At 48.8% G+C, this 22,615-nt stretch carries 22 protein-coding genes; 15 read left to right on the plus strand and 7 right to left on the minus strand.

Annotation, left to right across the window (positions count from 1 at the left end; all coding sequences use genetic code 11):
• Positions 1-289 precede the first annotated feature (289 nt).
• Positions 290-2,092, plus strand: a complete 1,803-nt coding sequence (recJ, locus tag QUF18_RS09280) for a single-stranded-DNA-specific exonuclease RecJ (protein WP_289386819.1) — start codon at positions 290-292, stop codon at positions 2,090-2,092.
• A gap of 56 nt (positions 2,093-2,148) precedes the next feature.
• Here the strand turns inward: recJ and QUF18_RS09285 are convergent, their stop codons facing one another.
• Positions 2,149-2,589 carry a VOC family protein gene (locus tag QUF18_RS09285; protein WP_289386761.1) on the minus strand — a complete coding sequence of 147 codons (441 nt, stop codon included), beginning with the start codon at positions 2,587-2,589 and terminating at the stop codon, positions 2,149-2,151.
• Positions 2,590-2,817: 228 nt separating this feature from the next.
• Between QUF18_RS09285 and QUF18_RS09290 the strand changes: the two genes are divergently transcribed.
• The 6 genes from QUF18_RS09290 (at position 2,818) to zigA (ending at position 7,525) form a co-directional block, all read left to right on the plus strand.
• Positions 2,818-3,399, plus strand: a complete 582-nt coding sequence (locus QUF18_RS09290; RefSeq protein ID WP_289386762.1) for a cold-shock protein — start codon at positions 2,818-2,820, stop codon at positions 3,397-3,399.
• A 92-nt stretch (positions 3,400-3,491) separates the two neighbouring features.
• On the plus strand, positions 3,492-3,974 hold the full coding sequence (locus QUF18_RS09295; protein ID WP_289386763.1) for a DUF192 domain-containing protein: 483 nt from the start codon (positions 3,492-3,494) through the stop codon (positions 3,972-3,974).
• Positions 3,975-4,025: 51 nt separating this feature from the next.
• Positions 4,026-4,805 carry an alpha/beta fold hydrolase gene (locus QUF18_RS09300; RefSeq protein ID WP_374806581.1) on the plus strand — a complete coding sequence of 260 codons (780 nt, stop codon included), beginning with the start codon at positions 4,026-4,028 and terminating at the stop codon, positions 4,803-4,805.
• Between the two features lie 176 nt (positions 4,806-4,981).
• The gene (cysE, locus tag QUF18_RS09305) at positions 4,982-5,806 is read left to right on the plus strand and encodes a serine O-acetyltransferase (protein ID WP_289386764.1); all 825 of its coding nucleotides are present in this window, start codon (positions 4,982-4,984) and stop codon (positions 5,804-5,806) included.
• Positions 5,807-5,889: 83 nt separating this feature from the next.
• On the plus strand, positions 5,890-6,102 hold the full coding sequence (locus tag QUF18_RS09310) for a DUF3126 family protein (RefSeq protein ID WP_113944874.1): 213 nt from the start codon (positions 5,890-5,892) through the stop codon (positions 6,100-6,102).
• A 217-nt stretch (positions 6,103-6,319) separates the two neighbouring features.
• Positions 6,320-7,525 carry a zinc metallochaperone GTPase ZigA gene (gene zigA / locus QUF18_RS09315; protein ID WP_289386765.1) on the plus strand — a complete coding sequence of 402 codons (1,206 nt, stop codon included), beginning with the start codon at positions 6,320-6,322 and terminating at the stop codon, positions 7,523-7,525.
• A 69-nt stretch (positions 7,526-7,594) separates the two neighbouring features.
• Here the strand turns inward: zigA and QUF18_RS20505 are convergent, their stop codons facing one another.
• Positions 7,595-7,723 (minus strand): hypothetical protein, encoded by a 129-nt coding sequence (locus QUF18_RS20505; protein ID WP_374806584.1) that lies wholly within the window; start codon positions 7,721-7,723, stop codon positions 7,595-7,597.
• Here QUF18_RS20505 and QUF18_RS20510 point away from each other — a divergent pair.
• The 3 genes from QUF18_RS20510 (at position 7,701) to QUF18_RS09335 (ending at position 11,522) form a co-directional block, all read left to right on the plus strand.
• Complete coding sequence (locus QUF18_RS20510; RefSeq protein ID WP_374806586.1) at positions 7,701-7,925, plus strand: aldehyde dehydrogenase family protein; 225 nt, start codon at positions 7,701-7,703, stop codon at positions 7,923-7,925. The genes QUF18_RS20505 and QUF18_RS20510 overlap by 23 nt on opposite strands.
• A 3-nt stretch (positions 7,926-7,928) precedes the next feature.
• Positions 7,929-8,366, plus strand: coding sequence for a hypothetical protein (locus QUF18_RS09330; protein ID WP_289386766.1), 438 nt, complete (start codon positions 7,929-7,931; stop codon positions 8,364-8,366).
• 984 nt (positions 8,367-9,350) lie between these two features.
• Positions 9,351-11,522, plus strand: a complete 2,172-nt coding sequence (locus tag QUF18_RS09335) for an anthranilate synthase (protein ID WP_289386822.1) — start codon at positions 9,351-9,353, stop codon at positions 11,520-11,522.
• A 210-nt stretch (positions 11,523-11,732) separates the two neighbouring features.
• Here QUF18_RS09335 and QUF18_RS09340 read toward each other — a convergent pair whose 3' ends face one another.
• Positions 11,733-12,641 carry a cation diffusion facilitator family transporter gene (locus tag QUF18_RS09340; protein ID WP_289386767.1) on the minus strand — a complete coding sequence of 303 codons (909 nt, stop codon included), beginning with the start codon at positions 12,639-12,641 and terminating at the stop codon, positions 11,733-11,735.
• Positions 12,642-13,298: 657 nt separating this feature from the next.
• Between QUF18_RS09340 and QUF18_RS09345 the strand changes: the two genes are divergently transcribed.
• From QUF18_RS09345 to QUF18_RS09355, 3 genes are all read left to right on the plus strand, one after another.
• Positions 13,299-14,207, plus strand: coding sequence for a cation diffusion facilitator family transporter (locus tag QUF18_RS09345; protein ID WP_289386768.1), 909 nt, complete (start codon positions 13,299-13,301; stop codon positions 14,205-14,207).
• A gap of 461 nt (positions 14,208-14,668) precedes the next feature.
• A complete protein-coding gene (gene leuA / locus QUF18_RS09350) occupies positions 14,669-16,375 on the plus strand; it encodes a 2-isopropylmalate synthase (RefSeq protein WP_289386769.1) in 1,707 nt (568 codons plus the stop codon).
• A gap of 134 nt (positions 16,376-16,509) precedes the next feature.
• The gene (locus QUF18_RS09355) at positions 16,510-17,181 is read left to right on the plus strand and encodes a hypothetical protein (protein ID WP_289386770.1); all 672 of its coding nucleotides are present in this window, start codon (positions 16,510-16,512) and stop codon (positions 17,179-17,181) included.
• Here the strand turns inward: QUF18_RS09355 and QUF18_RS09360 are convergent.
• Complete coding sequence (locus QUF18_RS09360; RefSeq protein WP_289386771.1) at positions 17,135-18,121, minus strand: metallophosphoesterase family protein; 987 nt, start codon at positions 18,119-18,121, stop codon at positions 17,135-17,137. The two genes, QUF18_RS09355 and QUF18_RS09360, sit on opposite strands and share 47 nt — an antisense overlap.
• A gap of 189 nt (positions 18,122-18,310) precedes the next feature.
• On the opposite strand from QUF18_RS09360, the gene QUF18_RS09365 reads away from it, so the two are divergent.
• Both QUF18_RS09365 and QUF18_RS09370 read left to right on the plus strand, forming a co-directional pair.
• Complete coding sequence (locus tag QUF18_RS09365) at positions 18,311-18,766, plus strand: NUDIX domain-containing protein (RefSeq protein WP_289386772.1); 456 nt, start codon at positions 18,311-18,313, stop codon at positions 18,764-18,766.
• Between the two features lie 31 nt (positions 18,767-18,797).
• Positions 18,798-19,328, plus strand: coding sequence for a gamma carbonic anhydrase family protein (locus QUF18_RS09370; RefSeq protein WP_289386773.1), 531 nt, complete (start codon positions 18,798-18,800; stop codon positions 19,326-19,328).
• Positions 19,329-19,332: 4 nt separating this feature from the next.
• On the opposite strand, the gene QUF18_RS09375 is transcribed toward QUF18_RS09370, so the two are convergent.
• The 3 genes from QUF18_RS09375 to QUF18_RS09385 form a co-directional block, all read right to left on the minus strand.
• Positions 19,333-19,932 (minus strand): transglutaminase-like cysteine peptidase, encoded by a 600-nt coding sequence (locus tag QUF18_RS09375; protein WP_289386823.1) that lies wholly within the window; start codon positions 19,930-19,932, stop codon positions 19,333-19,335.
• A 768-nt stretch (positions 19,933-20,700) separates the two neighbouring features.
• Positions 20,701-21,333: a PilZ domain-containing protein gene (locus QUF18_RS09380; protein ID WP_289386774.1), complete on the minus strand. Its 633-nt coding sequence runs from the start codon at positions 21,331-21,333 to the stop codon at positions 20,701-20,703.
• Between the two features lie 192 nt (positions 21,334-21,525).
• Positions 21,526-22,467, minus strand: coding sequence for a PAS domain-containing protein (locus tag QUF18_RS09385; protein WP_289386775.1), 942 nt, complete (start codon positions 22,465-22,467; stop codon positions 21,526-21,528).
• Positions 22,468-22,615: the final 148 nt, after the last annotated feature.

Below are 22,615 nucleotides of genomic sequence, written 5' to 3' on the forward strand. Positions count from 1 at the left end.
TCCGCTCCGGTTCTCGAAATCACCATTTTCGCCGCAACCTGACGGTTTTTAGCTCCGGCGCTAGTTTGCCTGCTACGGCAGAGTCCAGACAGTGGCACGACACTTAAATTCTGCTATAAGGCGACATTGAAAAATGTCGCCTTTATTGTTTTGATTAAATTCTGAAATGAACGAGAGCGACATTTTCTTCTTTATGCGCATAATCTTGTCCGAAAAGTCGTGCAACTTCTCGGGATTATGCTGATATCGCCTTTATTGTTTTGTAAAAGCAGGAGTTGCCCGCGTGGATATGAATGAGCGTTTGTTTCTCGGAATACGTTCTTCTGCAACGGGCATGAAATGGGTTGATCGTTTAGGTCTGCGTGAAGCCAATACCGCGCTCGCCATCGCCCAGAATTACGGTATCCCCGATCTGGTTTCCCGCGTCATGGCTGGTCGTGGTGTTGCTCTTGAAGCCGCAGAAGAGTTTCTCAATCCGAGTATCCGCTCCTTGATGCCCGATCCGCTGACGTTGACGGATATGAAACAAGCAGCCGTACGTATCGCCGATGCTATTCAACGTCGTGAGAATGTAGCCATTTTCGGCGATTATGACGTCGATGGTGCCTGTTCATCGGCATTGCTGTCTCGTTTTCTCAATGCCTATGACATCAGGAATGTCATCTATATTCCTGATCGTATTTTTGAAGGTTATGGCCCTAATCCCGATGCCATGCGGGAACTGGTCACTAAGGGTGCTTCTCTGATTGTGACAGTCGATTGTGGCACCAACAGCGCTGTATCTATCACGGCGGCAAAAGAAGCCGGTGCCGATGTTGTGGTGCTGGATCACCACCAGCTTGGCGGTGCCTTGCCGGAAGATGCCGCAGCTATTGTCAATCCAAACCGCGAAGATGATATTTCAGGGCAGGGGCATCTCTGTGCTGCCGGTGTTGTCTTTATGACCTTGGTACAGCTGGCACGCGAATTGCGTGAGCGTGATATTAAAGCGCCAAATGGTACACCGGATTTGCTGGGCTATCTTGATCTGGTAGGTTTGGCTACCGTTTGTGACGTGGTGCCGCTGATTGGTGTGAACCGCGCCTTTGTTGTCAAAGGGTTGCTTGCCGCCCGTAATCAGAGCAATGCAGGGCTGGCAGCTTTGGCGCGAGTTTCGCGCATTGGTGAGCCGCTCAATAGTTTCCATTTCGGTTTTCTCATCGGCCCCCGCATTAATGCGGGCGGGCGCATCGGTAATGCTGCTTTGGGCAGCCGCTTGCTGACGCTGGATGATCCGGTTGAAGCCAACACGATTGCGGAAGAGCTGGACAGGCTGAATGCCGAGCGTCAGGCGATGGAAGCGATTATGTTGCAGCAGGCGGAAGCTGAAGCTTTTGCTGAGCTTTCTGGCAAATCGGGACCTGCCATATTGGTCACTGCCAATGAAGAGTGGCATCCGGGTATTGTCGGTCTGCTGGCCTCCCGACTGAAGGATAAAGCCAAGCGGCCGGTTTTCGCAATTGCTTTTAATGCCAATGGTGTCGGCACCGGATCGGGGCGCTCAATCAGCGGTATTGATCTCGGTAAGCTGGTGCGAAAGGCTGTTGAGCAGGGTCTGCTGGTTAAAGGCGGCGGCCATGCTATGGCTGCCGGTATCACCGTGGAGAAGTCCAAACTCGGTGCCTTGCGCGCATTTTTCGAAGAGCAGGCTGCCGAGCAGGTTGATGAACTGCGCTCAGAGCAGAGTCTGGCAATTGATGGCGCTGTCTCCGCGACCGGCGCAACTGTTGCATTATATAATGCGCTGGAAAAAGCAGGCCCTTATGGTGCGGGGCATGTGCAGCCGTTGTTGGCATTGCCGAACCACACGATTGCTGATGTGCGGGTAGTCGGTCGCGACCATGTTAAAGTTGCGCTGAAAGGTTTGGATGGTAAACGCGTAGACGGTATTGCTTTCCGTGCGGCAGATAGTGATCTGGGGCGTTTCTTGTTCGATCAGGCCGGACACTTGGTGCACGTCGCCGGCCATTTATCACTCAATCACTGGAACGGTTCAGTCTCAACACAAATTCGTATCGTGGATGCGGCTAAGGTTGATCTCTCACGCCAATAAGATAGCGCTGTTGCGCTATCTTATTGGGTGATTGCGAACAAATTGCTGAGTTCAGCTTACCAGCTTCCGGTATTTTCCATGGATGCCCATGGTTCCTGTGGTGCGAGTTTTTCGCCTTTTTGCAGAATTTCAATGGAAATACCGTCCGGTGATTTAACAAAAGCCATACGACCATCGCGTGGCGGACGGTTAATGGTTACGCCTTTGTCTTTCAGTTGCTGGCAAAATTCATAAATATTATCGACCTCATAGGCGAGGTGGCCGAAATTACGACCGCCGCTATAGGTTTCTGAATCCCAATTATAGGTGAGTTCCAGTTCCGGCGCACGATTGGTTTCCGCATTTGCGTGATCCTGTGACGCGCTGAGGAAAATCAGGGTAAAGCGTCCCTGTTCGCTTTCTGAGCGGCGGGTCTCTGTCAGTCCGAATTTATTGACGTAAAAGTCGAGGGATTCATCTATGTCGCGGATGCGAACCATTGTGTGCAGATAGCGCATGCTTAGCTCCTGTATGATCTGATCTTTCCTGTTTATTGTAACAGGTCTTGGTACAGAAACAGGTCTGATCTGAAATGGTTCATCATTATTTTCGCATCAACACTCATAAAGTCTGTGATCGAAGCATGAATAATGCAACTTTGCTCTTGCCGGATACGGTTAAGGAAGTGTTATCTTGGAGATAAGAATCAACCTGATTTGCCCAGCAGATGAAAGGAGGAGAGTGCCATGACAGACAAATCTTTGTCCCATGTATTTATGGACGGTGCCAACTCCGCTGATGCCGCAACGGATATTGTAGAAATTTCCGGGGTCATTAAATGGTTTGATGTCGCCAAGGGCTACGGCTTTGTCGTTCCGGATCAGGAAGGCTATGGCGATATTCTGGTTCACGTAACAATTCTGCGCCGTGACGGTTTTCAAACCGCTCAGGAAGGTGCGCGCGTTGTTTGTGAAATTCGTCGCGGTGAGCGCGGCTGGCAGTGTTTCCGGGTTGTTGCACTTGATCTGTCTGATGTTGCACATCCTTCAACTTTGCCGCCTGCACGCACCCATGTGGTGGTTACCCCGTCGAGCGGTTTGGAGCGTGCCATTGTGAAGTGGTTTAACCGCACCAAAGGCTTTGGTTTTCTGAGCCGTGGTGAAGGAACTGAAGATATTTTTGTCCATATGGAAACGCTGCGTCGTTTCGGTATGATGGAGCTGCGTCCGGGACAAGTGGTTCTGGTGCGGTTTGGCGATGGTGATAAAGGGCTGATGGCGGCGGAAATCCATCCGGATATTGGTTCGCCTTTCACAACCCCGCATTAAAAAGACCGGTCACTGACCGGTTTTTTCATATGTGCTATTATGATCTGCACTTTAATTTTTTCTGAAACACGTTTTGAAATATGGTTTGCCCGATGAAACAGTGGTTTGCTTTTGTTGTTTTTGTTGCTGCTCTCATAACGGGCAGTGTGTCTGTCTCCGCACAGGAAGCACCGATGCAGCTTGCCGTGGATGCGCAAGCTCTTAAAATACAGACGGCTGCGGGTGAAAAGAGCTTTGCGCTGGAAATTGCCGATACAGATCAAAGTCGTAGCGCAGGACTTATGCATCGCACGGATTTTCCTGCTGACCGCGCAATGATCTTTGTTTTTGGCGAAGAGCGTCCGGTGATGATGTGGATGGCGAATACGCCGCTGCCTCTGGATATGCTGTTTGTGCGCAAAGACGGTACCATCGCGCATATTGCTGAAAACACAAAACCGTTTTCAAAAGATATTGTTTCCTCCGGTTCGTCGGTGGCTTTTGTCATAGAAGTGAATGCGGGCATTGCGGCTAAAGAGGGCATCAAGGCTGGTGATAAGGTGCAGCACCGGATAATATGCGGGCAATGCAAGTGATATGAGTCCTGTCTGATATCGGGGCGAACTGAAAAATTTCGGAAGTGAATTATGGTCGTGAATGTGAATGAAGTCCGTTATTTCGAACATGACGGAATAAAACTGGCTTATCGTGATGAAGGACAAGGCGAGCCGGTTTTGCTAATCCACGGTTTTGCATCTTCCGGTATGGTCAATTGGCTTAATCCGGGCTGGATCAAAACACTGACCGATGCAGGCTATCGCGCGATTGCGATTGATAATCGCGGACATGGCCGCTCCGATAAGCCACATGACCGTGAGCTTTATTACCCGTCATTAATGGCTGCTGATGCTATTGCACTGCTGGATCATCTGAATATCGAAAAAGCCCATGTGATGGGCTATTCGATGGGGGCGCGCATCAGTGCTTTTGCGGCACTGGAACACTCGACACGGGTGCATAGTCTGGTGTTTGGTGGTCTTGGTATTGGCATGGTCACTGGTGCCGGTGACTGGGATCCGATTTATGAAGCACTGCTGGCGGAAGATGCCGATAGTGTTACCCATCCGCGCGGCCTGATGTTCCGTAAATTTGCCGATCAGACAAAGAGCGATCGCTTTGCATTGGCTGCCTGTGTGATTACCTCGAAAGAGCTTATTCCGGCACAGGCGATGGGCATGATCAGTCAGCCGGCACTGGTAGCTGTTGGCACAAAAGACGATATTGCCGGTGATGCGCAGGAACTGGCTGATTTGATGCCAAATGGATCGGCTGTGGATATTCCTGATCGCGATCATATGCTGGCCGTTGGCGATAAAGTTTACAAGCAGGCGGTTCTGGAGTTTTTGAAAGAACATCCTATCGTTTGAGCCTTCTCTGGTGAGGAAATTCCTTACAACGGGGACAGAGGTATTTTCATCTCTTGCAATGAGGGGTAAACTTCCCAGATAAAGGCTCAAGTAAAGGTAATGACAGTTTTGCCTGTCTGCCGTAATTTGTGTTTGAAATATCTGCGTTGAAAGAGATGCAAAGCAGGAGGCATGCTATGGCCGCACATAATTCTGTACCGGTGAGCAAGATCGTCGATCATATGGATCCGATCTGGTATTCGGTGCGCGCTGAAGCGGAAGCCGCAGCACTCAAAGAGCCTTTGCTGGCTGCATTTCTTTATTCAACAGTGCTTAATCAAGGCTGTCTGGAAGATGTAGTGATGCATCGCATTTCCGAGCGCCTTGGTCATGCGGATGTGGCTGCTGATCTGCTGCGTCAGACCTTTGTTACAATGAGCAATGCGTCACCGGAATGGTCACAGACACTACGTATTGATTTGCAGGCGGTTTATGACCGTGATCCGGCCGCAAACCGTTTTCTTGACCCGCTGCTCTATATGAAGGGCTTCCACGCTATTCAGACCCATCGTCTGGCGCATTGGCTGTGGAAGGAAGGGCGCAAGGATTTTGCCTATTATCTGCAAAGCCGGTCCTCGTCGATTTTCCAGACGGATATTCATCCCGCGGCGAAATTTGGCAGCGGCATCTTTCTCGATCATGCAACCGGCCTTGTTGTTGGTGAAACAGCTCAGATCGGCGATGATGTGTCTATCCTGCATGAGGTGACACTTGGTGGCACCGGTAAGGCTGGCGGTGATCGTCATCCGAAAATCGGTCGCGGTGTACTGATCGGAGCTGGTGCAAAAATTCTCGGCAATATCACCGTTGGCGAATGTTCAAAAATTGCCGCCGGTTCTGTGGTGGTAAAAGCCGTGCCGGATAATGTAACCGTTGCCGGTGTGCCGGCGAAAGTCATTGGTGATTGCAATTGTGCAGAGCCTTCGCGTGCAATGGATCAGCTAATCAACGCTGCTGAGTAATGCACAGGCGACATGATGTCCCTTTACATATCGGGCACAGAGGCGCATGAGACAGCCCGTAAAAATGAAACAGGAGAATCCGTTTGAAACCCGAAGAAATTAAGAAACTGGACGCCTATTTCAAGCGGACTTTTGACAATCAGGGTCTCGCTGTTAAGGCGCGTCCACGCAAGGATGACTCCTGCGAGGTTTTCCTTGATGATGAATTCCTTGGCCTGATCTATAAGGATGAAGACGAAGGCGAACTGTCTTACAACTTCTCCATGGCCATTCTGGATATCGATCTGGAAGGCTAAAAGCCTTTATTTATATCTTTTTAGGATATAGATTTGCTAATTAAAATAATTACTTATGGCGGTTTGTGCGTGAAGAGATTCACATTGGCAAGCCGCCATTTTTTATTTCTTCCTGAAATTAACTTGTAAAACGTAACTGTATAACATATCATTTCTGAAATTCTAAAAATGCAGGCGGCACAACAGCTGTCTGCCGTTTTGCTATTCAGGAGATGTTATGGATCAACGATTACCCGTTACGGTGCTGTCCGGATTTTTAGGTGCCGGAAAAACCACCTTGCTCAATCATATTCTGAATAACCGTGAACAATTACGTGTTGCACTGATCGTCAATGATATGAGTGAAGTGAATATTGATGCGGCATTGCTGCGGGATGGAGGTGCCAACTTGTCCCGCACGCAGGAACAGCTGGTTGAACTGACCAATGGCTGTATCTGCTGCACATTGCGCGACGATCTTTTGCAAGAGGTGACACAACTCGCCAAACAGGGGCGCTTTGATTATCTGCTGATTGAATCAACCGGCATTTCCGAGCCATTGCCTGTGGCTTCGACCTTCGAGTTTCGTGATGAGGATGGCTTCAGCCTGTCCGACATTGCGCGGCTCGATACGATGGTGACGGTTGTCGATAGTGTCAATCTGCTGCGTGATTATGCATCGCAGGATTTTCTGAAAGATCGTGGCGAAAGTGGCGGTGAGGGCGATGAACGCGGTCTGGTCGATTTGCTGGTCGAGCAGATTGAATTTGCTGATGTGGTGGTGCTGAATAAAATCAGCGAAGTGTCCCCTGACCAAAAGCAGGATATTTATAAAATTATCCGTGCGCTCAATCCGGATTGCGATGTGGTAGAGGCCGATTTCGGGCAACTGCCGATAACGCGGATTATGAATACGGGACGGTTCAGTTTTGAAAAGGCCGAGCAACATCCGCTATGGTTTAAAGAACTCTATGGCTTTAAGGATCATGTGCCGGAAACAGAGGAATATGGCATCCGCTCTTTTGTCTATCGGGCACGCCGTCCGCTTGATCCGGCAAAATTCCACGATTTTATTCAGGAGAGCTGGGCGGGGCTGATCCGCTCAAAAGGTTTTTTCTGGTTGGCGACGCGTCCGCGCTATGTGGGGGAGCTTAGTCAGGCCGGTGCCTTACTGCGTACAGGTAAACGTGGTTTGTGGTGGGCATCAATCCCGAAGCAATATTGGCCGGAAGATGAGGGTTGGCGCCAATCCATGCAGCCTTATCTTGATCCGTTCTGGGGCGACCGTCGGCAGGAACTGGTTTTTATCGGCACGGCAGTGATGGACGAGGGGGCAATCTGTGCGGCCTTGGATGGTTGTCTGGTTGAAGCCGATAATTTCGTGCCTGATGAATGGGCATCGCTTTATGATCCGTTTGAAATATGGGATCAGCGCGCAGCATAGATTCTTGTTTTAAAACAATATTATATGCCTTTGCGTGAAGAAATAGATTCACGCAAAGGCATTGTATTTTTAAATCCCGATTGCAGAGGTTTCTTTAACTTCTTCCATCACCATCGAATTGTTTTTTGTGGCTTCCGCAAAGGTCTCAAAAATCTCCGGCGTGGTGCGATCCGGCTTGACTTCTACAAAGACCAGCATCGAGCGGTTAAGCATCTTCAGTGACAGTTTTGCCGCTCGCTCCGCCGGTCAATGTTGTTCGGCGCTGCGCGTTCTCTATCTTCAGGAAGATGTTGCTGACGGCATGCTGAAGATGATTGACGGCGCAGCCCGTGAAATGCATCTGGGTAATACGGCACTGGAAACCACCGATATCGGCCCGATCATTGATCGTGAGCTGTAGACTATGCTGAGCGATTATGTTGAGCAGATGAAGGCTAAAGCCAAAGTGACCAAGGTTGGCGTGACACTGGAAGGTGAATTGCAGGTCGGTCATTTCTTCTCGCCGCATATCATCGGACTCAATGATGGTGCTGATCTGACCCGTGTAGTGTTTGGTCCTGTGCTGCATGTTGTGCGCTGGAAAGCTGTTGATCTGGACAGCGTTCTCGATGAGGTTGCCAATTTCGGCTTTGGCCTGACCTTCGGAATGCACAGCCGTATCGAAACAGGTGTTGCGCGTGCGGTTGTCGGTACGCAGCCGTTTGGCGGTTCCGGCCTGTCCGGTACTGGTCCTAAGGCTGGTACCCCGAACCATCTGCTGCGCTTTGCGCTGGAACAAGTTGTTTCGGTGAACACTGCGGCAGCCGGTGGTAATGCTTTGCTGATCGCGATGGGTGAGTAATCATCATAGCCGATGAGGAGACTCACCGGAGATGCCGGTGCTATATGGCACGCAAGCTTCCAAGGCGTAATACATTTGCGGTATGCGCCTTGGAGTGAGGCCGAATTTCACGTTTCGCTGTCACATAGCAGAAAATTTCGGTTTTTGTAAAAGATTCGCCTGCCATACATTAAGTGTTGTGGGCAATTTTTATTTCACACTTATGCACAGATTTTTGTTGACGATACATGCAACCTAAGGTAGCTTTTGTCTTGTACTGAAAAGCATATTTTACCTATTTATTTTAGATCAGAGCATAATATTTTTTTGAAATTAATTGCTTATGGAATAAGGGACGGGCAAGCCTCCCCTTCTACTATGGCCCGCCTGACGGTTCGCATATCGGACAATTTAACCCGGATCATCAACCGATCCGGGTTTTTCTTGCGATCGTAAGTGCATTGATTATTAATTATATCATACTGTTATTTAATAATATTTATAATTCATGCAGATGCTTTTACTTGCGGGTATTCTGAGAGTGGGATTAAAATGGCAAACTTCCTTATTCTTAAAAAAGCTCTTTAATTTTCTATGCTCCGTATGTCATGAAGCTGGAAATGCAGTTTTAAAATTTCTGCTAAGTGAAAATAAAATACAACTATAAGATGTATTTATTGATTGCGATAATTTTTTTTGATGATGAAATGCTGTAAATCGGTCTTGCATGCTTTGAACTGCGGAGATAATCATTGGTCATGACTCAAATTACTTTTGCATCTTTTTCTTGGTGGTGGGCTCGCTTCTAGCGGCCAACGCAGACATTTGCATAAGTGTCATTCAGGTCGCTCAAGGTTTTACCGGGCGGCCAATTTATTTTCAGCCCATAAAATCTTGTAGCTCCTGATCGTCATTCACGAAAACAGAGCAGAAATGCTCTTTTTGAAAAACAGGTGCGAAACCGGCCATTTGGCATTATAGGGATCGCAACAACAGGAGCGGGCGATTATGGCAAAGACTGCCGAGCAGGATCAGCAAGATTATATTACGCAGGGCGGCGTTCGGGTCGCGCGTCGTCGCGATGCGGTGGAATATAAAACGGCTATTGATAAGCGCATTGATGCGCTGGATACACGGCGTGGTGCGGTTTTTTCTTCTAATTATGAATATCCGGGGCGCTATACACGCTGGGATACAGCCATTATCGATCCGCCGCTGGTGATTACCTCCAAAGGTCGCTCCATGCGTATTGAAGCGCTGAATGCCCGTGGTGAGGTGCTGCTTGGTGGTATTCGTCCTGTTGTTGCTGCCTTGCAAGACGTGACAATTAAGACTGAGAGCGAACAGAAAATCGAGCTGACGATTACTGAGCCGACACGGCAATATATGGAAGAAGAACGCTCGCGTATGCCTTCGGTCTTCACCGTACTGCGTGAGATCGTAGCACTGTTCTTCTCCGAGGAAGACAGCAATCTTGGTCTTTATGGCGCGTTTGGCTATGATCTGGCTTTCCAGTTTGAGCCGATCAGTTTCAAGCTGAAGCGTCCTGAAGATCAGCGCGATCTGGTTCTGTTTATTCCGGATGAAATTCTTGTCGTTGACCATTATTCCGCTAAAGCGTGGGTCGATTCCTATGATTTTACTGTTGGTAATAAAAAGACTGATGGTTTGCCGCGCGAAACACCGGCAGATGAGTTCAAAGCTGCGAAAACACTGGCTGCAAAAGGCGATCATCAAAAGGGCGAATATGCTGCTTTGGTTGAGCGCGCCAAAGACAGCTTTAAGTGCGGTGATTTGTTTGAAGTGGTACCGGGGCAGATTTTCTATGAAAAATGCGAAAATCAGCCATCTGCTATTTCCCGCAAGCTGAAAAGCATTAATCCATCGCCTTATTCTTTCTTCATCAATCTGGGTGATCAGGAATATCTGATCGGCGCTTCACCGGAAATGTTTGTCCGTGTGAACGGTCGACGTATTGAAACCTGCCCGATCTCCGGTACCATCAAACGCGGTGAAGATGCGATTTCGGATTCAGAGCAAATTCTGAAATTGCTCAATTCGAAAAAAGATGAATCAGAACTGACGATGTGTTCCGATGTGGATCGCAACGATAAAAGCCGTGTTTGCGAGCCGGAATCTGTGCGTGTGATTGGTCGTCGTCAGATTGAGATGTATTCCCGCCTAATCCATACGGTTGACCATATTGAAGGCCGCCTGCGCGATGGTATGGATGCATTTGACGGTTTCCTCAGCCATGCATGGGCTGTAACCGTGACCGGTGCGCCGAAACTATGGGCAATGCGATTTATTGAAGAAAATGAGCGCAGCCGGCGTGCATGGTATGGTGGTGCAATCGGCATGATGCATTTCAATGGTGATATGAATACCGGCCTGACCTTGCGTACCATTCGTATTAAAGACGGTGTGGCGCAGGTGCGAGCAGGGGCAACTTTGCTGTATGATTCAAATCCACAGGAAGAAGAAGCCGAAACCGAGTTGAAAGCATCGGCGATGCTAACAGCGATTCGTGAGGCGCATATCAAACCGGAAATGCAGGAGAAGGCACAATCTATGAAGGCAGGAACCGGAATTTCTGTTCTGCTGGTCGATCACGAAGATTCCTTCGTGCATACGCTTGCCAATTATTTCCGTCAGACCGGCGCGAATGTCGCTACAGTACGCTCGCCGGTGAGTGATGAAATCTTTGACCGCTTTAAACCTGATTTGGTGGTACTCTCACCGGGGCCTGGTACGCCGAAAGATTTCGACTGCACCAATACAATCCGCAAAGCACGTGAGCGTGATCTTCCGGTTTTTGGGGTGTGTCTGGGCTTGCAAGCCTTGACCGAAGCCTATGGCGGCTCGTTGAAGCAATTGGACGTTCCGATGCATGGCAAGCCGTCACGCATCAAAATTCTGAACAACGGTGTGGTGTTTGATGGTCTTGGACAAGAAGTCACCGTTGGTCGTTATCATTCGCTTTATGCGGATAAGGCGACACTGCCTGCAGATTTCATTATCACAGCTGAAACCGATGACGGTGTGATTATGGGCTTTGAGCATAAGAGCGAGCCGGTGGCCGGAGTGCAGTTCCATCCTGAATCAATCATGACGCTGGGCGGCAATGCCGGTATGCAGATGATTGAGAATGTGGTGTCAAAACTCGTTAAAAAATAAGCGCCGCTGATACTTTAAAGAAAAAACCGCAGATGAAAATCTGCGGCTTTTTGTTTTACGCATTATCCTACTCAAAATCGGTTCCCTCTTTTGGCTCGTAAATGCTTTAGAGCGTGTTGCGTTTAATCGTACCCACTGCGCTCGCTCTAGATTCTTTTAATTGTCGCATGTTCGCGAACGCTAAATGAATACATTTAGCTGCGACATGCTTTAGATCCAAACTTCATCGCCGGTAAAGCTTACGGTAATCCAGCGTTGCGGGCCTGCGCCACCGATTTCTTCAGCGATTTCTTCGCGGATGGCATCGAGCGTCGCAATAGATGCAATCGGGAAATTGGCCGGCAAGACGATATGAATTTCAATGAAGCGCGCACGGCCGATCTTAGCGACATAGCTGGCATATTTCTTGAAACCGTGTTTGGCTTTCATCTCATCCAGAATTTTACGCACGCGTAAATCCATGCGCTCCGGTGTGACCAGCAGAATTTCCTTAAATGCTGCAATAATCGTTTTCATTGGTACGAAAATCAGACCCGCTGACAAAACCAGCAAGATCGCCGGATCAACATAGACCGTCCACGGCTGATAGCTGGTACCTTGAAATGCCCATGCAATACTGAAAGCAATCAGCAAGGCCAGTGTAATCAGGGCTGTCATCAGCCAGCTTTGTGTGTCGAGGGTGATGAAATTGGATTTCAGCCGCTTATTGATCTTGTGCTGATAGGCCATCATCGTGAAACAGATAATACAGACGATCACTGCATAAATAATTGCCCAGTCAAAATTCAACTCCGTGCCGCCTTGCAGCAATGTGCTAATGGCGTTGACGAAGGCATAGAGACAGAACAGGATCAGCACAACACCGTTAAAGGCCAGAACCAGTGGCTCAATATGCCAGAAACCATGCTGAAAACGACGTGTACCTTCACTGGTGAGCAGGCGGGCAACAAAAAGTGCCAGAATAGACATTGCCGCATCGGTAGATGAGAACATGCCGTCAAAAATAACGGCGCTGGAGCCTGAGATCAGGCCGAAAACAATTCCGAATAGTCCGATGAAAATAGTTGTATATATTGATCGTCGTAAAATCAGTTGTTCAAAACGTGCGAGACGTTGCATTTTAAAAAATCTGCCTTTGTTTAAATAACAGTCAGCTTGAAAGCCTTCCGGCGCAAGTATTTTGCCGTCAAAACGGCTCAGCTGGCTGTTTTCATTTTAGCATTTTGAAAGCGCTGATCCGCGGAAGCGTTCCGTTCTTACTTTCATAAGTAATGAGCGGATATGAATGACAACTGCGCTTAGATGCATGGCAGTCTATAGCTTGTTTTTATGAAAATTAAAAGTGACGGCGTTTTGCGTGTGGTTTTTGCGCTGTTTTGAATGTTGAAAAGTGATTCGTTTTTCACACATATTGCGAGCCGTATTTGCAAATGATTTGCAGTACAAATGATTTTAAGTCTCTGAATTTGCTGATATATTGTTTTGGTGCGGCTGACTGAAAATCAGTTGCAACTGGATGGTGAAAACAAGTGAAAATTGTCAGGTCTGGTACTTTAGAGATTTGGAATTGGCGCGTTTTGCGCTAAAGACGGTTAACATCTCAGCAGATTGCTGAATTGAATTTATTTCGATGAAGGTGGCTATGGATGACTGTTGATCAGTCTCCGCTCAAGCTGCCGAATTTTATAAAACTGCAAAATTGTAAATCTCCGGCTGTCTCGTCGTTTCTTTGTAAACGGCGCAATACCATGTTCGGAGACGTAAAAAGGTTTGGTTATGGATGCTAATCTGAGAATTCAGCGGCTAGCTACGTGGACGATTCCTGTATCCATTGGCGTCATGGCTCTTAAATATGTGGCCTATCTGCTCACCGGCTCTATCGCGCTTTATTCGGATGCGCTTGAATCCATTGTCAATGTGATTGCCTCAATCGGTGCATGGTGGGCGATCACTGTCAGTATTATGCCTGCGGATAATAACCATCCGCATGGTCATCATAAGGCGGAATATCTTTCAGCCGTAGTTGAAGGCGTGCTGATTGTTGTCGCGGCGTTGTTGATTGTTCGTGAAGCATGGAGCGCGCTGGAAAACCCGCGCACGATGGATGAGCCGTGGCTGGGGTTGGGCATCAATCTGGTTGCCGGTGTCATCAATATGGTTTGGGCCAGTATTCTGATCCGCGCAGGGCGTGCTGCAAAATCTCCGGCTTTGCTGGCTGATGGCAAGCATATTATGACCGATGTGGTTACCTCGGCAGGCGTGCTGGTTGGTCTGGTGGCGGCGATTGTTACCGGCTGGGCAATTCTCGATCCGTTGCTCGCTATTATCGTTGCAATCAATATTCTCTGGCAGGGCTGGCATGTTATCAATGCTTCCGTGCAGGGGCTGATGGATGTCGGCGTTGATCCTGCTGAAGAAATGCAAATGCGCGATATTATTTCCACCAATGCAGAAGGTGCGCTGGAAGTGCATGACCTGAAAACCCGCATTGCCGGACGGGTCACGTTCATTGAATTTCATCTGGTTGTGGCGGCAGATATGACGGTTGGCGACTCGCATATTATCTGTGATCGCATTGAAGATGCGCTGCATAAAAAATATGAAAACTCGCAGGTTGTTATTCATGTAGAGCCGGAAGATGAAGCCAAGTTGCCGCTTGGAACAGCCGCTGTACCATTCGCCTGATTTACCTTCAATACATTGATATTTAATGATAAAATGCTGTCATGCGATTATGTGTGGCAGCATTTTTTATTGTGGTTACAAATTACAGGTAATTTTATTTCGTTTATGGGTAAGTCTCTTGCAACTTGTTGCCAAGGCGTATAGCATTTGTCCTATGAACAACGCGCATCATAATATCAGCTCTTTTACGAGCTTGGGAGCAGATCAGGGCTTTTCAGCCGCTGAGACTTGCGCGCGTCCACTCTCGCTTCTACTTCTACTCGGCCTTAGCGGCGATCGCCGGGCTCATTGATTGGAGCGTCCGGCGGTCGTACAGAGCCGTTAGACTCATGCTCCTGTCAAAGAATCCGTTCCGATAGTGCCCGATAGTTCTGCGTCTTCATTTTGTGAATTGAGCAGGCAGGGTGAGTTTAAAGCAACTGTTATGTAATGGCAGATGCTGTGGCTGATGAGACTTTAAAATGACCAATATTGCTTCCGCTTCCAAATCCTCCCGCAAAGGCATGCCGATTGCGGCTGAAAAATACACACCTTTCAGAACCACTGTTTTGCAGGATCGCCAGTGGCCGTCGAGAATGATCGAAAAGGCACCGATCTGGTGTTCTGTGGATCTGCGCGATGGTAATCAGGCGCTTGTTGACCCGATGGGGCATGATCGTAAAGCCCGCATGTTCCAGCTGCTGCTGGATATGGGCTTTCCGGAAATTGAAATCGGTTTTCCATCCGCTTCCCAGACGGATTTTGATTTCTGCCGCTGGTGCATCGAGCAGGGCAATGTACCGGATGATGTGGATTTGCAGGTTCTGGTGCAGTGCCGTCCGGAACTGATTACCCGTACATTTGAATCGCTGGAAGGTGCCAGCACGCCGATTATCCATTTCTACAACTCCACCAGTGAGTTGCAGCGTCGCGTTGTGTTCAACAAAGACGTTAAAGGCATCAAGCAGATTGCGACCGATGCTGCAAAAATGATTATGGATATGGCTGCCAAAGCCGGATCTGGATATCGTTTCCAGTATTCGCCGGAAAGCTTTACCGGCACCGAGCTGGAAGTCGCTCTGGAAATTTGCAATGCGGTGACGGAAATCGTTAAACCGACTGCGGAAAACAAGCTGATCCTCAATCTGCCTTCCACGGTGGAAATGAATACCCCGAATGTTTATGCCGACCAAATCGAATGGATGTGCCGCAATCTGGATAATCGTGAAAACCTGATTATCTCCCTGCATCCGCATAATGACCGCGGTACCGGCATTGCCGCGACAGAGCTGGGGCTGATGGCCGGTGCTGATCGTGTTGAAGGCACATTGTTTGGTAATGGTGAGCGCACCGGTAACGTCGATCTGGTGACGCTGGCGCTGAACATGTTCACGCAAGGGATCGATCCTGAACTGGATTGCTCGGATATCAATCGCATGAAGGAAGTTTACGAATATTCCAATCAGCTGGTTATTCCTGAGCGTCATCCATATGTGGGTGAACTGGTTTATACAGCTTTCTCCGGTTCGCATCAGGATGCGATTAATAAAGGTATGAAGGCCAAGAAGGGTGCGAATACTCCGACATGGGAAGTGCCGTATCTGCCGATTGATCCGCAGGATGTTGGTCGATCCTATGAGGCGATTATCCGTATTAATTCCCAGTCGGGCAAAGGCGGTCTCGCTTATATTCTGCAGCAAGATTACGGTCTGAATATTCCGCGTAAAATGCAGGTGGAGTTCCGCGAAATCATTCAGCAGATTACCGATGATGAAGGCAAGGAACTTCAGGCCGAGCGCATTTATGAAGAGTTCAAGAAAGCTTATGTGAGCCAACCGGGTTCCCGTTTGGAATTTGTTGACCATCACACTTTTGCTGATCCGAATAATAAAGCTATTCGTATTATGCAGGCCGAGATCATTGATAATGGTGTGACCAAGACCATTGAAGGTCGTGGTACCGGACCGGTTGATGGTTTTATTGATGCCCTGTCAAAACATATCGGCATTGATATTTCTGTGGCAGACTATTCGGAACATTCGCTACAGCGTGGTTCTGATGCTTCTGCGATCAGTTATGTGGAGCTCTCGCATCCGCAAGGTGCGGTCTTCGGCGTCGGGGTCAACCATAATATTGTGACCTCATCGCTTGCAGCGATTGTTTCTGCTGCGAACCGTCTGATCAAATAAGATCACGCATAGTGACAAATAAAATGGCCTGAAACCATGCGGTTTCAGGCCATTTTAGTCTTATTGAGCATCCAGCCATAAAATCGCCATGCATAAGACTGCCTGTAAAGTGCAAGATTATATGAAGGCGCGGCATGAATAAAACCGAAGATGATTTCACGTCATATCCGTCATTGCCCCAACCGGAGAAAGACTTGTCCGGTGAGGAGCGGCTGAAAACTGCAATCAGGCAAGCAAAAACTGCACAGGCAGACCGGCTGGATAGTATTTCGGATATCAGAGAAACCGACATTGCTCGGCTGGAATTATTGTTGCAGGACTTGCAGCCGGTTTTTGATGCGGTGCCGGTAGCGGATGAGCAGTGGGATTTTTGCCTCAATAGAGGGATGCAGCCGCGACTTTGGCTGGATGCCAGCGCTTTTATCATGATTGCCCGTGATCGGCGCAACTATCGCTTTGTACGTGATACGCGGTTGGGACGGATCATTCTGGCGGAAAATAAAGACATTAAGGTCATCTCCGATGCCGTCACGCGCTATATCGCATCGCGCATTCTGGAGCGCGAGCGGTTAATGGATGATCTGCCACTTCAGCCTGCCGAACAGGTAGGGCAGCAAGCGGTTTTGTCTGAACCGGTGGTCGAACCGCACGCAGTAGCAGAGCCAGCAAAAAAAGCTTTGCCTGCTAAACTCTTATGGTTTGCAGGCGGTGCATTGCTCGGCTGTTTGGTGCTGATTTTTGTTTTGCGACTTTACGGCGTTACTCTGCCGTTTCTTCCGTTTTTGGCGGAACTGATGCCGTACTAATTTGCGGTGCGGCCTTGCCTAGCATCAATATTTGCTCTGCCAGCAAGGCTACTTCATTGCTTTCATTAGTAAAACCATATTGCTGCCAGCAGCATTGCCAGCTTTTTGGTTGGTCGGTCGCTTCAATAGAAAACAGATTATAGCGTGCCGGCGGCTTACGCCCTTCATGGCCTGGCGCATAGGGTGCCTGACTGGCCGATGGCACGCAGATAACCGGCACAGCACCATGTGGCGAAGCAATTTCATTCAGCGTTGCGAGATGCGTATGGCCGTGCAGTACCAGCTCAGCTCCCACTTCACGGATCACTTTTTGAAACCGTGCAATACCAAACAGGCGTTTATAGGCGGGAGTGGCATTCCGCACCGGCGGATGGTGAATCAGAATAACACGGCACAAGCCTTGCTCACCGGTCTCGGTGAGTATTGTTTTCAGGCGGGCAGCCTGTGCAGGCAGAAAATCACCGCTGGCCATGAAAGGGCCGGTCGCGCGTGCCGAGCTGACACCAATAATGGCGACACCATCACGCACACGTAAATAGGGGAATTGCGGACGCTTCTCATGATTGTCGATGCCGTCGCCGCGCATCCACGGTTCCCATTTGCAGCAGGATTTATCCAGCGCACCCGGAACATAGGCATCATGATTGCCCGGTACAAAAGACACGTCTTGCTGGCTGCCAAGCTGTTTAAGCCATTGGTAGCCATTATCAATTTCAAGATTAAGCGCGAGGTTAACCAGATCACCGGTAACGGCAATATGGTCAGGCTTCTGGCTTTTGAGGTCTTTAATCAGGCTTTCAAGCACCCAATCATGCATTGCACCTTTGCGGTGACGCTTCCAGTTTATATAGCCGGTGATGCGTTTGGAGGCCAGTTCTCGCAGGCGAACCTGCGGCAAGGGCGACAGATGAATATCTGATATATGGGCAAGTCTGAACATTGGCGAAGATTTAGCCTTCAAGACAGCATAGTCAATGAAAAATCATGCGTATGAATGACGAAAATACCTGTATTATCTTCATATAGTGTCACCGCCTGTTGAAAACAATCTGCATCAGTTTGCATGTTTGTTTTGCGTTTCAGAGTAATTTCCGGTCTGACTACAGAACTGCATTATCCGGAAAATTCGATGAAATTTAAAAGCTGGCTGTTCCATACCTATTTTTTGCTGCGTCGCCCGATGACTTTGGGTGTACGTGCTGTTGTGCTGGATGAAGAAGCGCAGAGCGTTTTCCTCGTGCGTCATACCTATGTCAAAGGCTGGCATTTGCCGGGGGGCGGTGTGGAGCGCGGCGAAACATTTATGCAGGCGCTGATTAAGGAACTGCGTGAAGAGGGAAATATTGAGCTGACAGCACCACCGCAGCTATTTGGCTTGTATAAAAACGCGCATGTTACAAATCGCGATCATGTCGCGCTTTATATCTGCCGTGCTTTCCGACAGTTGAAACCACGTATGCCGGATCGGGAAATTGCTGAAGCCCGCTTTTTTCCGCTGAATGACTTGCCTGAGGGCGTGACACAGGCCACGATACGCCGGTTGCAAGAAGTTGCCACCAAGACCTCGCCGGATGAATTATGGTGAGACGATTATAGCGATTGAGGAGAAGTGTCTGATGCCTGTCTATATTCTTGATGGTCACAGCCCGCAATTTGATCACCGTGCCAGCAACTGGATTGCACCTGATGCTACACTGATCGGCAAGGTGCGGTTAGGCGAAAATGCCGGAATTTGGTTTGGTGTTATTGCTCGTGGTGACAATGAGTTGATTCACATCGGTAAGGACACCAATGTGCAGGAACATTGCGTTTTGCACACGGATATCGGCTTTCCGCTGACAATCGGAGAAGGCTGCACAATCGGGCATCGGGCGATGCTGCATGGCTGTACCATTGGCGAAAATAGCCTGATCGGTATTGGTGCGATAGTTCTTAATGGTGCGAAAATCGGCAAGAACTCACTGGTTGGCGCCGGCGCTCTGGTGACTGAGGGCAAGGAATTCCCTGATAACTCGCTGATCGTCGGCTCGCCTGCACGGGTTGTGCGTGAGCTTTCTGCAGACCAGATTGAGAAATTACGCCTGTCTGCGCAAAGCTACGTCATCAATGGCCAGCGTTATCAACGCGGATTAGAAATCGCTCCTTAAAAAGTTAATTAGCCAGCGCGGATGTCGGGATATCGCTCATCAGCATTTGCGGGGCGTTACGGATATCAACCCACTGACCGGTATGACGTGCCGACTGGCGCTTCAGATAAGTGTAGTCTGTCTGATTCCAGTTTTTGACACTGTCTTCGAGATTGTCGAGAACGAAGTCACCGCGATCGGTGCGTACTGTCAGGATGGCATGGCCTTCGCCATTGCTCTGACGTACAACGGTAATCAGCAATGTATTGACCGGAAAACCTGCATTAATCAGCATACGGCGCTTGAGCAGTACATAATCTTCGCAATCCCCAAATTGGGTTGGGTAAGACCAGACTTCTTCTTTGCCCCACATTTCCATGTCAGTGCGCGGCTGAATGGCTGTATTCACCTGTGCATTAACCTGTACGATCTTATTCCACAGCCCCTGTGTGAGTTTCAGGGGGGCTTCTGTGCGGCTGGTCTGGTTACATTCGTTTTTATATTGCTTGCAGAAATCATAATGGCCGACCGGCTGCGTTGTCCGGCCACCGGTTTGCATCCACGGATTAGCAGTCTGTCCGGCCTGACCGGCAGTTGTGCCAAATACGCTTCCTAACACTGTCATTGTAAGCAGCAGAGTTGCGGTAGCCAGCTTATGCTTTGCTGTTGTGCCGCGCGCACTCTTTTTATGTGCTGTCTTGTTATACATTGTGACGCTCCTTGTTGAGAGCACCATGGCAGCCAGAAATTGACACTATCCAAAGGGATATGCATAAGACAAAGTAAACGCGAAGGTGAGTTTTCGTAAACCTTAACTACCTGTGAAATCAGTGTTTTAACGAAAATTAGGACTTACTATACGCAAAATTCATGCAGGTTTCGGTTGTGTGAAAGCTTGAGGTTAACAGAGCGTTGTGCAGTTAACAGCAGGTTGAAATCGGTAAGATGTCCACAGGTGCTGGTTAACAGGCCGTGTAAACTCTGAGCTTGCTGATAAGCTTATATTTACCTCACCATTTTGCGTTCAGAAGAAATTAAGAAAATTATTTTCAGCCTTTGCTAACTATAAGTAGCGATGCATGGCGGCTGTGGATTAAATTTTGCCGAAATTGCGAATGATTATGCATTTTCCGCCGCTTTTAAGCGGCAGGATCTTTATCGCAAGGCACTGAGAATCGCTGAAATTGTGCTGATTTGCTTATTACCCAGGCAAAACCCGCATTTCAGAAGCTACGGCGGCATAAAATGAAAAGCTGAAAGTGCTCATCTGTGCTGAATGTTAACAACAGCATGCGATGCGCATAGGCGGAATCGTCCGGCTCCCGCGTGAGTTCACCAGAGCGGTTTACGACAGCTAATTAATTGAAAATGAGACGCCGGAAGAGATGCGGTCTTAATTTCTCGGCAAATCGGTTTGCAGAACGAGGAATTCAATACCGATGCCATCGTCGAAATGGCGCATGACTTTAGCCTGGCTATTGCCAAGCGTTACGATGCTGCGCAATGGCGGGCGCAACGCAGTTTCTACCGCTGCACCTGAAAGTGACAGGTCGAGAATTTTACAGGCATGCTGAGAGCCGTCGCTGAGCGTTAAAACCGCATCGGAACGTGCCGGTGTGTGACGGGTGTGACGTCTTTGGTCTGCATCTTCTTGATCGGCATGCTGGCTCAGCCATTTGATCTTTGTAAGCAGTTTATTCTTCTGATGTTCGCTATGCTGCAATTGCAGGCTGAAATCATCGCGATGAATATTGATGATGGTGCCCTCAATGCGCCCCAGATTCTCAATATAAGCAATAATATGCTCATCTTGCTGAAGCGCTGCTTCGCCACCCGTCACTCCGAGATCGGCATTGCTGGCTGAGATACGCCAGAGTCTGCAAGTATATTCACTACCATCAGTGCGCATAAAGCGACCGTTCAGCGGTGTTTTCAAAGTCAATCGGATCGTTGCACCGGATTGCTCCGCTGTCTTGGCAGGCGATGTTTCTGATGCGTGCGAAGATGCAGGTGTTTGTGCCGACATATGACTGAAATGCGCCTCTGAATGATTCTGTAAATACCAAAGCCGGTGCGAACAATGTCACCGGCTTTTTTATTATGCTATAGTATTTTTTACCAGTAAGCTACTAAAAGCTTATTCTATATTGCTTATACTTGATGGTGTTGAAACTCAGATCGTTTTTTGCTGTTTATCCCTGCATATACTGTGAGCAGATCAGTTTTTGTCTTTGCCGCCGGTTATCAGTTTGAGATACGCTGCTTTGGATGTTGTTGACACAGCCTCATTCTGCGGTGCGGCCGGATGAATGCTTTTAATCAGATCGGCAACGGTCAGCGGGGCAGGGCTGTTCGCAGGGGCAGTTCGTGCTGCGTGCTGAATAGTATCTGACGGGCGTGATGCTGACATAAGCGCTTCAATTTGTGGCAGGAGCGCTCTGGCAAAAGCGGTATCGGCTACAGCACTCTCATAAGTGAGTGCTTCTCCTGTCGCTGTCAGGCTGGTGCTTATTATTGATGAAGTTTCTCGTGCGGGTGTGGTTTGCGTGACAGGTGATAATTCATGATGGCGATCCAGCAGAACTTGTAAGACAGATTTCATGCCTTTTGCTGCCTGAAGACTCGTGTCCTGCACAGGTGCTGAGGCAGTGGTCAGTCCCATATGATTGGAAATCAGCGGCTCACTACCGAGCCAGAGAGGCTGATCCAGTGCAACCATGCTACCGATCCATGCCATTGAGCCATCACTCTCATGCAGTGGTAATAAGAGTGTTTCGAAATGGCAGCTTTTTTCATTCAGTGTCAGGCTGGTATGTTCCAGTCGCAGGGGGCGGTAATCCAGCCCTGAAAGGTGGAGCTGTTCAGCCAGCCATGAACGCACATCTTCATGCCACAGGGAGAGAAAGCGAGTATTGCGCAACTCCCGACCATAAATTGTGCAAAGGCGTGTTCCTGCAAGTCTGAATTGCCATTGTCTGGCGCGAGGAATGCCGGCCAATTCGTCGTGGATGATATCTTCGCTGTCGCTACGCAGAATAAAAATATTAGGAAGCTTGCCGCTCAAATCACGCGGGCTGATGTCACGACGATCCGGCGCCGCGCGGGTGCCGCGCAACCTGTCCCAATAAGTGAGCAGATCTGCCGTCCAGTCATGTTTCATGAGGTGGCGCTTCCTCGTTTATCCCTAAAGTCAGGCATTTTCAGCGCTTGTCTGACAATGCCGGAACCCGTTTAACATATTGCGCGCGCTTGTCTTTCAGATTGAAACAATGCTTTCGCGAAACAATTTAAATATTCAAACGCTGTGT

It is taken from the genome of Pseudochrobactrum kiredjianiae (assembly GCF_030362795.1).
GTDB classification, from domain to species: Bacteria; Pseudomonadota; Alphaproteobacteria; order Rhizobiales; family Rhizobiaceae; genus Pseudochrobactrum; species Pseudochrobactrum kiredjianiae.

Bases quoted from the DNA above. Each gene is read 5' to 3' on its own strand.
- recJ (WP_289386819.1), top strand. From the start codon at position 290: ATGAATGAGCGTTTGTTTCTCGGAATACGTTCTTCTGCAACGGGCATG.
- QUF18_RS09285 (WP_289386761.1), bottom strand. From the start codon at position 2,589: ATGCGCTATCTGCACACAATGGTTCGCATCCGCGACATAGATGAATCC.
- QUF18_RS09290 (WP_289386762.1), top strand. From the start codon at position 2,818: ATGACAGACAAATCTTTGTCCCATGTATTTATGGACGGTGCCAACTCC.
- QUF18_RS09295 (WP_289386763.1), top strand. From the start codon at position 3,492: ATGAAACAGTGGTTTGCTTTTGTTGTTTTTGTTGCTGCTCTCATAACG.
- QUF18_RS09300 (WP_374806581.1), top strand. From the start codon at position 4,026: ATGGTCGTGAATGTGAATGAAGTCCGTTATTTCGAACATGACGGAATA.
- cysE (WP_289386764.1), top strand. From the start codon at position 4,982: ATGGCCGCACATAATTCTGTACCGGTGAGCAAGATCGTCGATCATATG.
- zigA (WP_289386765.1), top strand. From the start codon at position 6,320: ATGGATCAACGATTACCCGTTACGGTGCTGTCCGGATTTTTAGGTGCC.
- QUF18_RS20505 (WP_374806584.1), bottom strand. From the start codon at position 7,723: ATGCTGGTCTTTGTAGAAGTCAAGCCGGATCGCACCACGCCGGAGATT.
- QUF18_RS09330 (WP_289386766.1), top strand. From the start codon at position 7,929: ATGCTGAGCGATTATGTTGAGCAGATGAAGGCTAAAGCCAAAGTGACC.
- QUF18_RS09340 (WP_289386767.1), bottom strand. From the start codon at position 12,641: ATGCAACGTCTCGCACGTTTTGAACAACTGATTTTACGACGATCAATA.
- QUF18_RS09345 (WP_289386768.1), top strand. From the start codon at position 13,299: ATGGATGCTAATCTGAGAATTCAGCGGCTAGCTACGTGGACGATTCCT.
- leuA (WP_289386769.1), top strand. From the start codon at position 14,669: ATGACCAATATTGCTTCCGCTTCCAAATCCTCCCGCAAAGGCATGCCG.
- QUF18_RS09355 (WP_289386770.1), top strand. From the start codon at position 16,510: ATGAATAAAACCGAAGATGATTTCACGTCATATCCGTCATTGCCCCAA.
- QUF18_RS09360 (WP_289386771.1), bottom strand. From the start codon at position 18,121: ATGTTCAGACTTGCCCATATATCAGATATTCATCTGTCGCCCTTGCCG.
- QUF18_RS09365 (WP_289386772.1), top strand. From the start codon at position 18,311: ATGAAATTTAAAAGCTGGCTGTTCCATACCTATTTTTTGCTGCGTCGC.
- QUF18_RS09370 (WP_289386773.1), top strand. From the start codon at position 18,798: ATGCCTGTCTATATTCTTGATGGTCACAGCCCGCAATTTGATCACCGT.
- QUF18_RS09375 (WP_289386823.1), bottom strand. From the start codon at position 19,932: ATGACAGTGTTAGGAAGCGTATTTGGCACAACTGCCGGTCAGGCCGGA.
- QUF18_RS09380 (WP_289386774.1), bottom strand. From the start codon at position 21,333: ATGTCGGCACAAACACCTGCATCTTCGCACGCATCAGAAACATCGCCT.
- QUF18_RS09385 (WP_289386775.1), bottom strand. From the start codon at position 22,467: ATGAAACATGACTGGACGGCAGATCTGCTCACTTATTGGGACAGGTTG.